The sequence below is a fragment of the Desulforhopalus vacuolatus genome (assembly GCF_016918505.1).
GTDB classification, from domain to species: Bacteria; Desulfobacterota; Desulfobulbia; order Desulfobulbales; family Desulfocapsaceae; genus Desulforhopalus; species Desulforhopalus vacuolatus.
On record NZ_JAFFPZ010000005.1, the window covers coordinates 166,215 to 180,920 of the forward strand.

General features: G+C 52.2%; 11 protein-coding genes. 4 read left to right on the top strand and 7 right to left on the bottom strand.

Translation table 11 applies throughout. The annotated features are described in order from the left end of the window. Window positions 1-3: 3 nt before the first annotated feature. The 4 genes from JWG39_RS05235 to JWG39_RS05250 all read right to left on the bottom strand — a co-directional run bounded on the left by JWG39_RS05235 (window position 4) and on the right by JWG39_RS05250 (window position 4,482). Window positions 4-1,152, bottom strand: coding sequence for a 2-oxoacid:acceptor oxidoreductase subunit alpha (locus JWG39_RS05235; RefSeq protein ID WP_205218325.1), 1,149 nt, complete (start codon window positions 1,150-1,152; stop codon window positions 4-6). After that, window positions 1,149-1,367 carry a 4Fe-4S dicluster domain-containing protein gene (locus tag JWG39_RS05240; protein ID WP_205218326.1) on the bottom strand — a complete coding sequence of 73 codons (219 nt, stop codon included), beginning with the start codon at window positions 1,365-1,367 and terminating at the stop codon, window positions 1,149-1,151. The genes JWG39_RS05235 and JWG39_RS05240 overlap by 4 nt, the downstream gene beginning before the upstream one ends. Window positions 1,368-1,835: 468 nt before the next feature. After that, complete coding sequence (gene gshB / locus JWG39_RS05245; RefSeq protein WP_205218327.1) at window positions 1,836-2,786, bottom strand: glutathione synthase; 951 nt, start codon at window positions 2,784-2,786, stop codon at window positions 1,836-1,838. Between the two features lie 256 nt (window positions 2,787-3,042). Next, window positions 3,043-4,482: a catalase gene (locus JWG39_RS05250; protein WP_205218328.1), complete on the bottom strand. Its 1,440-nt coding sequence runs from the start codon at window positions 4,480-4,482 to the stop codon at window positions 3,043-3,045. A gap of 1,153 nt (window positions 4,483-5,635) precedes the next feature. On the opposite strand from JWG39_RS05250, the gene JWG39_RS05255 reads away from it, so the two are divergent. The 4 genes from JWG39_RS05255 (at window position 5,636) to gshA (ending at window position 9,950) form a co-directional block, all read left to right on the top strand. Then, entirely contained in the window at window positions 5,636-6,460 is an 825-nt protein-coding gene (locus tag JWG39_RS05255; protein WP_205218329.1) for a formylglycine-generating enzyme family protein, read from the top strand. Window positions 6,461-6,899: 439 nt separating this feature from the next. Continuing rightward, complete coding sequence (locus tag JWG39_RS05260) at window positions 6,900-7,667, top strand: SUMF1/EgtB/PvdO family nonheme iron enzyme (protein ID WP_205218330.1); 768 nt, start codon at window positions 6,900-6,902, stop codon at window positions 7,665-7,667. Window positions 7,668-7,693: 26 nt separating this feature from the next. Further along, window positions 7,694-7,969 (top strand): hypothetical protein, encoded by a 276-nt coding sequence (locus tag JWG39_RS05265; RefSeq protein WP_205218331.1) that lies wholly within the window; start codon window positions 7,694-7,696, stop codon window positions 7,967-7,969. Window positions 7,970-8,369: 400 nt separating this feature from the next. Next, window positions 8,370-9,950, top strand: coding sequence for a glutamate--cysteine ligase (gene gshA, locus JWG39_RS05270; protein ID WP_205218332.1), 1,581 nt, complete (start codon window positions 8,370-8,372; stop codon window positions 9,948-9,950). A gap of 32 nt (window positions 9,951-9,982) precedes the next feature. Here gshA and JWG39_RS05275 read toward each other — a convergent pair whose 3' ends face one another. From JWG39_RS05275 to JWG39_RS05285, 3 genes are read right to left on the bottom strand one after another with little or no spacing between them, the layout of a single operon-like run. Continuing rightward, entirely contained in the window at window positions 9,983-11,368 is a 1,386-nt protein-coding gene (locus JWG39_RS05275; RefSeq protein ID WP_205218333.1) for an efflux transporter outer membrane subunit, read from the bottom strand. Window positions 11,369-11,401: 33 nt separating this feature from the next. Next, window positions 11,402-13,348 (bottom strand): MacB family efflux pump subunit, encoded by a 1,947-nt coding sequence (locus JWG39_RS05280; protein ID WP_205218334.1) that lies wholly within the window; start codon window positions 13,346-13,348, stop codon window positions 11,402-11,404. Between the two features lie 14 nt (window positions 13,349-13,362). After that, on the bottom strand, window positions 13,363-14,532 hold the full coding sequence (locus JWG39_RS05285) for an efflux RND transporter periplasmic adaptor subunit (protein WP_205218335.1): 1,170 nt from the start codon (window positions 14,530-14,532) through the stop codon (window positions 13,363-13,365). Window positions 14,533-14,706 lie beyond the last annotated feature (174 nt).

Here is a 14,706-nt window from a genome sequence, read left to right on the forward strand (position 1 = left end):
TTGTCACGCTCCTCTTCCCTGAATCATGCGCAGGAATTTTTTGATATCCAAAGGTGTAATCAACTTGCCATCGACACGGTTGGCAAGAAAAACACGGTTCGGTTTTCTCACGGCAGCGCGAACATGTTCTACGACCTGACCCATATTCATTTCGCAGACCAGTACTGCCCGGGCGCCATCGCATTTCTCTCGGATAAGTTCTTTTGGAAACGGCCAGATGGACTGCAGTTCCAGCACGCCAAGTCTCTCCCCGCGGGCACGGCGCTCAGTGGCAAGATGGATTGCCGAGCGGGCGGAAGAACCGTAGGAGACCAGCACATATTGAGCATCATCCATGAAATGTTCTTTATAACGGGTGATATCAGCAACGTTGTTCTCAATCTTGTCTACGAGATGATGCAGGAGATCATTTATAGAGGTTGGGTCTGCAGTGGGGAAGCCCCACATGTCGTGGAAAAGTCCAGTTACATTGTAACGGTGAGAATCGCCGAAATCGGACATCGGCAGCCGGCCGTCTTCGCGGGGGAGGTAGGGGTGGTAGTTTACGCCTTCCGGCAACGAGGTACGCAGGCGGTCAACGACATCCAGTTCGCCTTCTGTCGGGATTTCCAGTTTTGCCCGCAGATGACCGACGGCTTCGTCGAAAAGCAGGATGACGGGAGTCCGATAGGTTTCAGCGAGGTTGAAGGCATCAACGGTCATCTTGAAGATGTCCTGATGGTTGGAGGCTGTAAGGGCGATAATACTGTGGTCACCATGGGTCCCCCAGCGTGCCTGGTTAATATCTCCCTGGGCAACGTGGGTGGGGTTTCCGGTAGACGGGCCGCCGCGCTGTACGTTGGCGACCACGCATGGAACTTCAGCCATACAGGCGTAGCCGATGGCTTCCTGTTTCAGTGAAAAGCCCGGGCCGGAGGTGGCCGTAAGTACTTTGTTGCCCGTAAGAGATGCTCCGATTATGGCACTCATGGCGGCAATCTCATCTTCCATCTGAATGAATGTACCGCCGTGTTGCGGCAGACGTGCTGCGAGCAGTTCGGCAATTTCAGTAGAAGGGGTAATGGGATAGCCGGCGAAGAAACTGCAACCGGCGTAGAGGGCACCCTCGACACACGCCTCGTTCCCTTGAACAAATCTGATTTCTTTAGTCATTGTGCATCCTCCTCCTCTTCGATAACCCTGATTGCCAGATCTGGGCACCGCATTTCACATAACCTGCAGAGAATACAGTCCTCAGGCCGGACGACCGTCGAGTGTCCCCCTTCATCAAGTTCCAGAACATTTTTCGGGCAGAAGGCCACACAAATACCGCAGCCTTTGCACCAGTTCTGGTTGATGGCAATCTCTTTGAGCTTTTTCTTCGCCATACCTTGCAACCTCTTGTGCAAATCATCAAAAGGATCGTTTGAAACCGCTGTGTCGTCAGTTTTTCACCCTGAAATGAAGCCGACGGAGGGCGGTTTGTTATGAACCTGTTTTTTTGTTTCCCGGCCGACGAATACCTTTTCGCCTGACTTTGTGGGGAAACTTCCTGGAATGCGCAGCTGTGAAATCACTGCTGTTCTCAGGGTAAGCAACTATCGTGCCGAAACGGGCGCTGTTGTCTCCCCTGAATCTTTGTACAGGCATCGTTTTGTTCTTACGATAAAAATTTTTCAGAAGTGAGGCAGTCAGGTGGAGTGTGTCTGGCGGAGGAAAAGCAGATTCATTGATGAAATGCTCAAAATTCTTTTCTTCTGCACATGGAGATTCCTGAAAATATGATATTATATCAAAAGGTTACGTTTGCAATGAGCAAATAATCAAAACGGCTTCCCTTTTTGGCTGCAAAATATTCAGCGGGCCGCTACCTTGCGTTCCACCGCTTCAATCACTCTGTTGGCGATATCCTCGCCGCTGTCGGCGGCAATTTCCCGCATGCAGGTGGGGCTGGTGACGTTGATCTCAGTGATGTGACCGTCAATAACATCGAGACCGACCAGCAGCAGACCGAGCTGCTGAATCATCGGTTTTACCTTCGCGCAGATCTCTTTCTCCCGTCGAGTCAGCGCCTGGGTGACGCCCTTGCCGCCAGCTGCGAGGTTGGCGCGGAACTCTCCACCCTGAGGAATCCGCGCAAGGCCGTGAGCCGGTGCCTCTCCGTCTACCAGCAGAATGCGTTTGTCACCCTGTTTTACTTTGGGCAGAAAGGCCTGCACCATCAGGGTCCGGTTGCCGTTGCCAAGGGATTCGAGGATTGCTCCAGTGTTGCTGCCCCCCTTTTCCATTTTGAAGATTCCCATGCCGCCCATGCCGTCCATTGGTTTGATCACTGCCCGCTTTTCAGCATCGATAAAGGCTCGTATTCTCGACATATCTCGGGTGATGAGAGTCTTCGGTGTCAGTTCGGGGAAGTAGCTGATAAAAAACTTTTCATTGACCCGTCTGAGACTCTCCGGTGGATTGACAACGAGGGTTCCTTTGCGTTCTGCCATCTCCAGGATATAGGTGCTGTAGATATACTCCATGTCAAAGGGCGGATCTTTGCGCATCAGGATGACATGGAAATTGGTGAGGGGGAAGGTCTCTTTTCTCTTGAGGGTGGCATAGTCTTCGCGCTGGTCAATCACCGTAACCTGTTGTGCTGTCACCTGCGCCTCTCCCTCTTCAACAAAGAGGTCACCCTGCTGAAAATAGAAGATGCGGTGACCGTGCATCTGAGCGGCGAGCATCATGGCAAAGGTCGAATCCTTCCAGGTCTTGAGGGTGGTAATGTCGTCCATCAGAATACCAATAGAAAGCTGCATGCTTTTTCTCCCTGTATTGTATTTTAATAAATGTTTTTAAATGTAATATTTATTGCCTTGTACTTCTGCAAGGGGGGAGGGGAAAATATGTTGTACAGCTGCGAAACTGTGAAAGGCGGGGCTGCGGAAGAGGATATCTCTCCGCAGAGGTGAATTTCATATCTTGCTGCTGTAAAACCACCGCAAAATTTCTCTGATGGTTTTACAGCAATTTTCAGGAAGGCTGTATCTTTTTGCAGGCTTCCCGTGAGAGTCTTTACATGCCAAGAGCTTTTGCCACACCCTCTCCATACGCAGGGTCGGCCTTGCGGCAGTTTTCGATATGGCGTTTTTTGATCGCATCAGGTGCATCGCCCAGCGCCCGTGCGGTATTTTCGAATAAGACCTGTTGCTGATCCGGCTTCATCAGGCGGAAAAGCATTCTCGGCTGACTGTAATAATCGTCATTATCTTCTCGGGCATCCCAGTAATCCATAGCGCCTTTGATATCCAGCGGGGGCTCTTTGAACTCCGGCTGTTGCTGCCATTCACCCTCACTGTTTGGTTCATAGCCAAGTGTCGAGCCATGATTGCCATCAACCCGCATGGCACCGTCACGGTGGTAAGAGTGGAAGGGGCAGCGTGCTGTATTCACCGGTATGATGTGGTGGTTGACCCCAAGGCGATAGCGTTGTGCATCCCCGTAGGAAAAGAGTCGTCCCTGGAGCATTTTGTCCGGTGAGTAGCCAATCCCCGGAACGATATTTGACGGATTGAATGCGGCCTGCTCAACCTCGGCAAAATAGTTGTCTGGGTTACGGTTCAACTCCAGTTCACCCACCTCAAGAAGAGGATATTTGCCATGGGGCCATACTTTTGTCAGGTCAAAGGGATTGAAAGGGAAATTCTCTGCTTCTTTTTCGGGAACGACCTGGATGTGCATAATCCATTTTGGAAAGTTCTTCTTCTCAATGGCTTCAAGAAGATCCCTCCCATGGCTCTCCCGATCTTTACCAACTAACATTTCCGCCTCCTGGTCCGTCAGGTTTTTGATTCCCTGGCAGGTTTTGAAGTGGAATTTCACCCAGAAACGCTCGTTTTTCACATTGATCAGGCTGAATGTATGGCTGCCGAAGCCGTCCATGTGCCGAAATGAAGCCGGGATTCCCCGATCACTCATAGTGATTGTTATCTGATGCAGTGCCTCGGGAAGAAGTGTCCAGTAATCCCAGTTATTTTTCGCACTGCGCAGATTGGTACGGGGATCACGTTTGACAACGTGATTCAAGTCCGGGAATTTCATGGGATCACGCAGAAAAAAGACGGGCGTATTATTCCCCACAAGGTCCCAGTTTCCCTGGCCCGTGTAAAATTTGAGGGCAAATCCTCGAATATCACGTTCTGCATCGGCGGCTCCCCGCTCACCGGCAACAGTTGAAAAGCGGGCAAAAAGTTCTGTCTTTTTTCCAACTTCTGAAAAGATATCTGCCCTGCTGTATTTTGTGATATCGTGGGTGACTGTAAAGGTTCCATAGGCTCCCCAGCCTTTGGCGTGCATTCTTCGCTCAGGAATAACCTCACGATCAAAGTGAGCCAGCTTTTCAAGATACCAGGGATCCTGCAGCATCATTGGTCCCCGTGGTCCGGCAGTAAGTGCATTTTGATTCTCAACTACCGGTGCCCCTGCGTTTGTTGTAAGCCGTTTCTTTTGTGTCATCTTGTCCTCGTCTTTGATTGTACCGTGTTTGGGATACTTAAAATCTTCGGACTGTTACTGTTTCAAGGTTCCCTTGAGAAACTTCTTCAATGATTGCAGCTTTGTTCAGCATTGGTGAAGCAATGATTTTTCTACATCTGGTGCAGATGCCATGAGGGTGTGGCCAGGGCGTGCGCCCGTCGTAACGATTCCCCTCTTCTTGAATTCCAGCTTCGGGACCTCCTGTTCTGATGTGAGTAGATGAAGAGTCCTGCAGGCGGTGGCAAGACTCAGGGTTGGGTATTACGGTAATCATTCAGTTGCGAATATTTATATTTCGCCCATGAAGAGATGCACGAATGGTCGCGGCAGAGTGTTATCCCTGCCTCTTTCCATTATAGAATATACATGATAACGATTATTAAAAAAATAATCATTGTTAATGAGGAATTGTTCTACCGGGGAGCACCGGGGGGGCTTACCGTTGGTACGGTACTTCCTTTTGGAGGAAGTGGGCAGCTTTGGTCTATGTAATACCATTTACATTTTGTATTGGCGGATTCAAAGGCAGGAGGCAAGAGATGGGAGACGGGAGAAAGGGAAAAGCGAAAGACGGTAAAACAGTTCTTTTACCGCGAAGAACGCGAAGAAAGGCGAAGAAGGGCGAAAAGCTTTTGAGAATAAAGATTAAAAGTGGAGACGGGAGACGGGAGGCAGGAAAAAGCAAAAGGTCTTTGTAGAGACGACCAATTTGGGCGTCTCCAGCACAACGGATATTTCTACAATGAGATCAATCTTACATCCTGTTTATCTATTCGTAATCGCCAAAAAAGATGTCCACGCAGTCGCGTTATCTGGTCAGTAAAAAATGTGATTGTTATGATTTTCGTATGCCTGCGGTAAATTTCCTCCTGTGCCTCGAATATAAACGAAATACAAGCTGTTTCAAGGTACCCATCACTATCGGTAGAAAATCGGTACAACAGTGCTTTCAGTAATGTTTTTGTAGAGACAAGGCATGCCTTGTCTACACGATGACGGTAAACGTAAAGGTACGGTGCAACCGTAACCGAATACGGAACACCGAATATAACTGATGGCCTTTACGTAAAAGCTTCAAAAGCAGGTTTCCCCGAGAGGGAAATATTTTTTTAAATTTTACAGGAGTAGAAAAATGTCGCGTTCATCCATCTTCTTTTCCGTTACGGCTCTTGCAGCCTTTATGCAACTCTTGCTGATTTCACCTGTGTCCGCTCAGATTTCCGCGACGTGGATTGATCCCACTACCGGCATGGAGTTTGTGCTGGTGAAAGGTGGATGTTACCAGATGGGTGATACCTTTGGAGAGGGAGACTCTGATGAAAAGCCGGTACATGAAGTCTGTGTCGATGATTTCTATATGGAGAAATATGAGGTGACCCAGGGGGAATGGCAAAAGATTATGGGGAGTAATCCGAGTTCCTTTAAAAATGGTGATCATTATCCTGTGGAGAACGTGAGCTGGGACGATATCACCGAAAATTTCCTTCCTAAATTAAACAGGAGCAGTGGGAAACGCTATCGCCTGCCCACAGAAGCGGAGTGGGAGTATGCCGCCCGTGAAAGGGGAAAGAAGGTGCGTTTTGGCAATGGTAAAGATATTGCCGATCCCCGTGAGATAAATTTTGATGGGAGGGCATGGGGGAAAGAGTCTTACAGCCGCACAGGAGTGTCTCGAGAGAAGACAACGAAGGTGGGCAGCTTTGCCCCCAACCGTCTGGGACTTTATGATATGTCCGGCAACGTTTGGGAATGGTGTCAGGATGATTGGCATAATAGTTATAATGGGGCACCGAGATATGGTTCTTCCTGGGGGAATGGTTCAGGTTCATTCCGCGTGTTTCGCGGCGGCGGCTGGTTCAATTCCCCGGGGTACGTGCGGGCGGCGCTTCGCTACTGCTCCTCGCCAGACTTCTCTTACAGCAACCTTGGCTTCCGGCTTGTCTTCCCAGTTCATTAACGGGCTGGTTTGGGAAGCGGAGTTGGGGCTGTCCATCGGAGGGATTGCGGGTGTGAGGGACGAACCCGCATAGCCCGGAGATGTGCGGCCCCAAATCCGCCGAAAGAAAATTCCACTGCAATAAAAAGGTCTTTGTAGAGCCACCTGATTGGGGCCTGAGCACGACAGGCTTTTCCTCCCACAATGGTGATGTTTTTTGTAGAGACAAGGCGTGCCTTGTCTACACGATGACGGTAAACGTAAAGGTACGGTACAACCGTAACCGAATACGGAACACCGAATATAACTGATGGCCTTTACGTAAAAGCTTCAAAAGCAGGTTTCCCCGAGAGGGAAATATTTTCTTAAATTTTACAGGAGTAGAAAAATGTCGCGTTCATCCATCTGTTTTTCCGTTACGGCTCTTGCAGTCTTCATGCAACTCTTGCTGATTTAACCTGTGGCAGCTCAGATTTCCGAGACGTGGAGCGATTCCACCACCGGCATGGAGTTTGTGTTGGTGAAGGGTGGGTGTTACCAGATGGGGGATACCTTTGGTGATGGATACGATCGCGAAAAGCCGGTACACGAGGTCTGTGTTAATGATTTCTATATGGGAAAATATGAGGTGACCCAGGGGGAATGGCAAAAGATTATGGGCAGTAATCCGAGTTACTTCAAGTCGGGCATGTTCAAGAATCGTGACCGCTATCCGGTGGAACAGGTGAGCTGGAACGATATCACTGAGAATTTTCTCCCAAAATTGAAGAGGAGCAGCGGGAAAAGCTATCGCCTGCCTACGGAAGCGGAGTGGGAGTATGCCGCCCGTGAAGGGGGAAAGAAGGTGCGTTTTGGCAATGGTAAAGATATTGCCGATCCCCGTGAGATAAATTTTAATGGGCGTTCAGATTGGAAAGAGTCTTACAGCCGCACAGGGGTGGATCGAGGAAAGACAACGAAGGTGGGCAGCTTTACTCCCAACAGTCTGGGACTTTATGATATAAGTGGCAACGTCTGGGAATGGTGTTCTGACTGGTATGGTAAGAATTATTATGACTCAAGTTCTCGCCACAACCCTGAGGGGTCTGGTTCAGGTTCGGACCGCGTGCTTCGCGGCGGCAGCTGGTCCTTTACCCCGGGGTACGTGCGGGCGGCGAATCGCTACTGCAACTCGCCGGGTCGCTCTCGCAGCAACCTTGGCTTCCGGCTTGTCTTCCCAGTTCATTAACGGGCCAGCAGGTTTGGGAGGCGGAGTTGGGGCTGGTCATTGGAGGGATTGCGGGTGGAGGGACGAACCCTCATAGCCCGGAGATGTGCGGCCTCAACTCCGCCGAAGTCATGTTGTCACCGCCGGGTGCTAATAGTGAAATTTCATTACCATTGGTGGAAAATCGGTACGGCGGTGATTTTCCGCAATGTTGTTGTGTAGACAAGGCATACCTTGTCTCTACGGTGGCGGCAATCACCGAAGTGGTAATTATTACCGATAACCCGCGAAACAATACACGCTATGTTATTACCACAGCGTGATAACGGTGGAATTACATCACCATCGGTGGGAAATTGGCGCGACGGTGATTCCAGCAATGTTGTTGTGTAGACAAGGCATACCTTGTCTCTACGGTGACGGCAATCACCGAAATGGTAACTCTCACCGACGAATTTCCTTCTGCACCTCGAATATGAACGAAAGACAAGCTGTTTCAAGATTCCCTTAATATAATGATAATGACGTGGCTGTTCTGTTCAGAAGCCGAAGAGGGAGGAGGCTGGCTCATCGCTTTTTGTAGTACAGCCCTGCGGGTGGTATCATATCCCTGAAGGGATGACCCGCTGGACAGAAAGACTGGTTGTAAAGGCACCGTATATGTGCAGACCAGGCCCCTTGATATTTCAAGGGGTCTTCATTTACTGAAAGGAGAGACCTCGTATGGATCTCATTGAAATACTGGATAAACTGGAGCAGCGTGATGCTCTGCACACCCTCGACTGCGGTCGCAGAGGAATTGAAAAAGAGGGGCTGCGCTATACCAGTACTGATCACCTCTCCCGCAAGCCTCACCCTGCCTCCCTCGGTTCTCCGCTCACCCACGCAACAATTACCACCGACTACGCCGAGAGCCTGATGGAGCTGGTGACCCCCGCCTTCCGCAACCGTCGTGACGCCCTTACCTATCTTCGCTACCTGCACCGGGTGGTGGCGGTTGACAGTGATGAGTATCTTCTCAACGGTTCCATGCCAGCCCGCATAGATGACACTGAGGCTGTGGAGATCGGCTGGTACGGCGAATCCAACGGCGGGCAGATGCGCCGTCTCTATCGTAAAGGCCTGGCACTGCGTTATGGCAAGGCAATGCAGCTCATCTCCGGGATTCACTTCAACTACTCCCTCTGCCCGGATGTCTTTCGTAACTACGCTGAGATTGTCGGCGAGCCGTTCCACCAGCCCTTCATCAATACGAGTTATATGAACCTGGTGCGCAATATCCGCATCCACAGCTGGATGATTCCCTATCTCTTCGGACATTCACCTGCGGTGGACAGCTCCTTTTTCCATGGGGTAATCCATCGGCTTGAAGCCCTTGATGATTCCACCTTCTATCTGCCTTATGCCACCTCCCTGCGCATGAGCGATACCGGCTACAGTAACAAGACGCCCACGCCGGTAACGGCGAATAGTCTTGAGGGCTATATCCATGACCTGCGCGGCGCGGTCTTTTCTCCCTCTCAAAAGTACGAGGCACTGGGGCTCTACGCCGCCGACGGAAGCCGCCAGCAGATCAGCGGCAATGTTATGCAAATTGAAAACGAATATTATGGCGTGGCGCGGCCGAAACAGATCGGTGTGGACGGTGAGACCACCCTCGCCGGGCTGGCCAGTCGAGGAATTGCCTATGTGGAACTGCGGACACTGGATATTAACTGCTTCGACTGGGCGGGAATCAGCCAGAGACAGCTCGACTTCCTTGAGCTCTTTATGCTCTACTGCCTTTTTCACAAGGCACCGATGCTTGATGAGAGTCAGGAGGCGGAGTGCCGTGTCAATCTTGCAGAAGTGGGGGGGCGCGGGCGTGACCCGCAGCTGCACCTGCAGCACTTCGGGGTAAAACAGAGCGTTGAGGAGTGGGGGTGTGAGGTGTTGTTGGCCATGCGGCCCATTGCCGAGGCGATGGATGTGGAGAAACACCGGCCGCACTATATGAGTATCGTCGAGCGGATGGAGGGGATGTTTCGCAATCCCGACCTCACCCCTTCGGCACGGATTATCCGCTGCCTGCGCGGCGAGGAGGGGAAGGCACCGATGAGCTGGCACCGCTTCATCACTGACCTCAGTCGCTGCCACATGGAGAAGAGCCGCCGCGTTGGTATTACTCCGGTGGAGCAGGCCAAGGTGACCGCCGATGCCCTTGCCTCCTGGGAGAAGGAGGAGGCTCTGGTAAAAGCTTCAAAAGACGTTCCGTTCGAGACATATCTGAAAAACTACTTCGCGCAGCTTGAAAGGCTCGACTGAGCTGCTTTCCGCAGTCTTCAACACGGCCCTTCTCAGGGCTGTGTTGAAGATGGTTCTTTCCCCGTATATTTCCCTGCCATTGCCTTGTACACAAGGTTCTCCTCTTTCAGCACTTTATAGCGGTCGTTGACCACATCCTGTTCCGTGCTGTATTCGGTGTTCATTGCCTCCAGCCAGTCGGAGAGTTCTCCAGCACCGTTTTCGTAGCGCTGGCGATAATACTCACTGTTTTTGCGGTTCAGCTTTTGCGACTCTTCTCTGCTGGCCAGTGTCTCTTTCGCCAACAGATACTGCTGCCAGGAGACGGCCACCTCATTAAAGGCTGTTGTCAGTGTTTCTTCAAAGTCCAGCCGGGCTGCGTCAAAGTCTGCCTCGACATTCTTATCCTTCCACTTCAAGGTATTCCATTGGAGAAACGGGAGACTGAGGGCAATCGAACCTGTTCCAATCGGCAGATCAAAGACCTTGCCGAGCTGGCTGTCGCTGCCGCTGATACCTGCCCCGAGGGTGAGCTGCGGGTACCAGCTGCGCTTCTGAGCAGTCTGGTTGTACCACGCTTTCTCCAGCCGCTGTTCAGCGGCTTTTACATCGGGACGGGCGGAAAGGACCGAGATCGGCACCTGCAGGTCAATTGAGGTGGAGGGCAGATCCGTGAGAGGGCGGGGGCTGATGCCGGCGTTTTCTCCGGGGCGCAGGTTAAGCAGATTGTTCATGGTCTGTTCAACTGTCGCCCGGCTGTCTTTCAGGGCGGTGAGGCTCTGCTCCTCCGACAGTACCGACTGGCGCGACTGCACGAGGGTAATGGAGGTCGTCTTGCCCGCCTCATACCGGGCTTTGAAGATGGTGTACAACTCCTTATAGCGGGCGATATTTTTCTTTGTCAGCGCAATAGACTCGTCGATGTACGCCAGCTGGAACCATGCGTCTGCCACGGAGTTGATCAGGCTGAGGCGTGTGTTCTCCAGATCTTCGGTGGTGGCCTGCCATTCCGCAAGATTGGCCTTGCTGGTGGCGTTGAGCCGGTTCCACAGATCCAGCTCGTAACTCAGATCGAGTTCGCCGCTCCACGAGTTGGAGTCGTCACCACTCTTTAATTCGACACTTGTACTTCCACTCATACTGGCGGAAGCCTCAGGAAAGAGGTCCTGTTCGCTGATATGCAGGTAGTACAGAGCCTTGCGGATGGTGATGGCCGATTGCTTCAGATCAATATTGTTGCGCAGAGCAGTTTCCATCAGCTCATTGAGCTGCGGGTCTTCATAGATACGCCACCACTGCCTGTTCACATCATACTGCTGCAGTTCCCGGGATGACATCAACCCGGCGTCGGTCAGGGGAGCTCCCGACATTGGAGTCAAAGCACAGCTGGTGAGCAGCAGGGTAGTGCAGACAAGGGCAAGTGAGGTATATTTTTTCATAATTTTTCCTGAAAAATGAGGGCAGGCGCGTCTTTATTTCTGTGAAAGAGCTTCAATAGGGCTGAGCCGGGCAGCGTTGCGTGCCGGTATGAACCCGAATATTACCCCGATAACCGTGGAGCAGAGAACCGCCGCAACGATAGCTGTGGTGGAGAAGGTCATTGCGAAATCGGTGACAAAGTGATTGAAGAGCAGGGCGATGACGACTGACAGTCCAACGCCGAAGATGCCACCGGCGAGGCAGATCAGTATTGCCTCGATAAGGAACTGCTGCAGGATGTTGCCCTGTCGGGCACCGATGGCCATGCGCAGGCCGATTTCTCCTGTGCGCTCAGTGACCGATACCAGCATGATGTTCATAACTCCAATTCCACCGACAATCAGCGAGATGACAGCGATGGCAGAAATCAGCAGGGTCATGGTGCCGGTGGTGGCGGTGATGGTCTCCTTGATGGAATCACTGTTCATGGTGAAGAAGTCCTGCGTGCCGTGGCGGCTGGTCAGCAGTCGGGTAATGGTCTCCTCCGCTGCCTGCGAATTGACAGTATCCGCTATCTCGGCGGTAATGGTGCTGATGACCTTGTCGCCGGTGATCTGGTGCATAACCGTAGTGTAGGGAGCCCACATGCGGAGCTGTCCGCTGTCCGGACCGAAAGCGTTGGCCGGTTCTTCTGTCACTCCGATGATGACCAGCGGGCGTTTGCGGAAGAGAATGGTGCGGCCGAGCACCTGCGGGAGAGGCATATCCGAGAAGAGCTCTTTTCTGCTGTTGCTGTCGATTACGACAACCTGATTGTCCTCTTTTACGTCTGTTTCATTGAAGAAACGACCGCCCTCCAGTTCGAGTCCATCCACTGAGAAATACTGTTCTCCCACACCGTTGAGCTGGCCGGTGAGGGTTATGTTGCGGTAGCTGATATTGCCGTTGGTGGAGGTTCGTGGTGTGATATTGAGCACAAAGGGCTGTTTTCCCAGCGCCTTCGCGTCACTGATGGTGAGGGTTCGAATCCGCCCCGAGCGCGAATCGCCCCAGTTTTTACCGGGGTAAACGGAAACGGTATTGGTTCCTATTTCTTTGATTCTGCTGAGAATCTTTTCCTGTGAACCTTTGCCGATAGCCACCACCGAGACCACCGAGGCAATGCCGATGATAATGCCAAGCATGGTGAGCAGGGAGCGCAGCTTGTGGCTGATGATTGCCTGCACTGACATGCGGAAGGATTCGGCAAGCTGGTCAACATAGAAGGTAATACCGTGTTTTTCTTCAACCCGTTGAAGAGGGGTGGGGGTGGAGAGGGGCAGGCGGCGCGTGTCGGAGATGATTTCACCGTCCTTGAGCTCAATGGTTCGGCTGGCGAAGGCGGCAAGCTTCCTGTCATGGGTAACAAGAATAATGGTGTGTCCTTTTGCGTGCAGTTCCGTAAGGATGTCCATGACCATCAGACCACTTTCAGAGTCCAGGGCGCCGGTGGGTTCGTCGGCGAGGATTATCTCTCCGCCGTTCATCAGCGCACGGGCGATACTTACCCGCTGCTGCTGTCCACCGGAGAGGGTTCCGGGGCGGTTGTTCTCCTTGCCGGTGAGCGCGAGCTGCTCCAGCAGGTCCTCCGCCCGGTGATTTCTCTGGCTTTTTTTCACGCCTGCATAGATCGCCGGCAGGGCGACGTTGTCTCTCGCCGACAGGGTGCCGAGCAGATTGTAGCGCTGGAAGATAAAACCAAACTTGCGACGGCGCAGGGCGGCGAGCTGATCAGGATTCCTGCCGGCGGCCTCTTCTCCGTCGATGAGGCAGGAGCCTGAAGTCGGGGCGTCGAGACAGCCGAGGATATTCATCAACGTGGTTTTGCCCGATCCGGACTGCCCTATGATGGAGATGAAATCCCCCTGATCTATGTTCAGATTGATGTCCCGTAAAACGTGGACCCGGTTGGAGGGAGGGCCGAAAACCCGTGTTATATTGGAGAGCTCAAGCAGTGCCATTATTTTATTTCTCCTTACATCTTCCGTCCCATACCGCGGGGCATTATCGAGTTGACGCTGCTGTCGCTTCTGCCGGTTACCACCTCTTCTCCTTCTTGAAGTCCGGAGAGCACGACAGTATTTGCGCTGTCGCTGATGCCGGTGGTGATTTCCCGTTCCTGCGGTTGCCCTTTTTGCAGAACGGTGACGAACTTTTTCCCCTTTTTACTGCTGATGGCAAGAGTGGGAATGAGCAGCTCGTTTTCAGCATGGGCAACGACGATGGTGTTCTCGGTGGTCATGCCGATGCGGAGGGCGTTGTCGCTGTTATCCACCAGGGCGCGTGCATAATAATAGATGGCACTGGATGTCAGATCTGTGCTGGTGGTGTAGCTGCCCTGACTCATGGTGGTGAGGCCAGGATCAATAGAACTGAAGATGGCGTCGCGGGGGGTGTCGGGGTTGGCAAGGGTGGTGAAGTGCACTGTCATTCCGGGCTGTATTCTGGTGATATCGCCCTCGGCCACCTGCATGCGGATAACCATCTTTGCAAGGTCGGCAATCTGGACGATAGTCGGCGTAGACTGCGACGAGTTCACCGTCTGCCCCTCTTCTATGGAGGTGGAAACAATGGTTCCGTCCATGGGCGCGGTGATGCGGGTATAGCCGAGATCGGTTTCCGCAGTAGAGACGCTGATTTCGGCTATGCGGATGGAGGACTCCAGTTCAGTGATGGCTGCTTTTGCCGATGCCAGGGAGTCCGTCGCACTTTCATAATCTTTTTGAGAGGTGGCTTTCTTTTTCCACAGGTCGCTTTCGCGGGTGTAGTTTTTCTGTGCCATGGCGAGGCTCACCTTCTTGCTGGCCAGCTGCGCCTGATAACTGGCGAGCTGAGCTTTGCTTGTGTCCAGGTCGTTCTGCTGAGTGGCGGCGTCGATCTCCGCGATCAGCTCACCCTTTTTCACCTGCTGTCCCAGTTTGACATAGAACTTCTTGATCTGCCCGGAGGCCTGAGCCCCAACGTCAACCAGCAACGCCGGGGCGACGTCACCGGTCGCACTGACACTCTGCTCGATATTGCCGCGCTGCACCGACTCAGTGAGCCATGCTGTGAGCTGCTTCGGTGCAAAGAAGAAGGCACGGATAGTGAAAGTGGCCGCGACGAAAAGAAGCAGTACTGCAAGAGAAATGACCGTTTTTTTCATTGATAAACCTCTGAGAATAGATTGCGCAGGAAAAAGAGATCATAAGGGCACCCATAACAGTATATCTCCTCAAAGAATAAGCAAAGGCCGTGCCAGTGCGAGAAACACGGTGAGAGTGTCAGTATACACACGGGCAGGGTGAAGGAAAAATGAAAAAGGCGGGTAAAATTTATC

Coding starts and splice junctions, on each gene's coding strand:
- JWG39_RS05235 (WP_205218325.1), bottom strand. CDS start 1,152: ATGACTAAAGAAATCAGATTTGTTCAAGGGAACGAGGCGTGTGTCGAG.
- JWG39_RS05240 (WP_205218326.1), bottom strand. CDS start 1,367: ATGGCGAAGAAAAAGCTCAAAGAGATTGCCATCAACCAGAACTGGTGC.
- gshB (WP_205218327.1), bottom strand. CDS start 2,786: ATGCAGCTTTCTATTGGTATTCTGATGGACGACATTACCACCCTCAAG.
- JWG39_RS05250 (WP_205218328.1), bottom strand. CDS start 4,482: ATGACACAAAAGAAACGGCTTACAACAAACGCAGGGGCACCGGTAGTT.
- JWG39_RS05255 (WP_205218329.1), top strand. CDS start 5,636: ATGTCGCGTTCATCCATCTTCTTTTCCGTTACGGCTCTTGCAGCCTTT.
- gshA (WP_205218332.1), top strand. CDS start 8,370: ATGGATCTCATTGAAATACTGGATAAACTGGAGCAGCGTGATGCTCTG.
- JWG39_RS05275 (WP_205218333.1), bottom strand. CDS start 11,368: ATGAAAAAATATACCTCACTTGCCCTTGTCTGCACTACCCTGCTGCTC.
- JWG39_RS05280 (WP_205218334.1), bottom strand. CDS start 13,348: ATGGCACTGCTTGAGCTCTCCAATATAACACGGGTTTTCGGCCCTCCC.
- JWG39_RS05285 (WP_205218335.1), bottom strand. CDS start 14,532: ATGAAAAAAACGGTCATTTCTCTTGCAGTACTGCTTCTTTTCGTCGCG.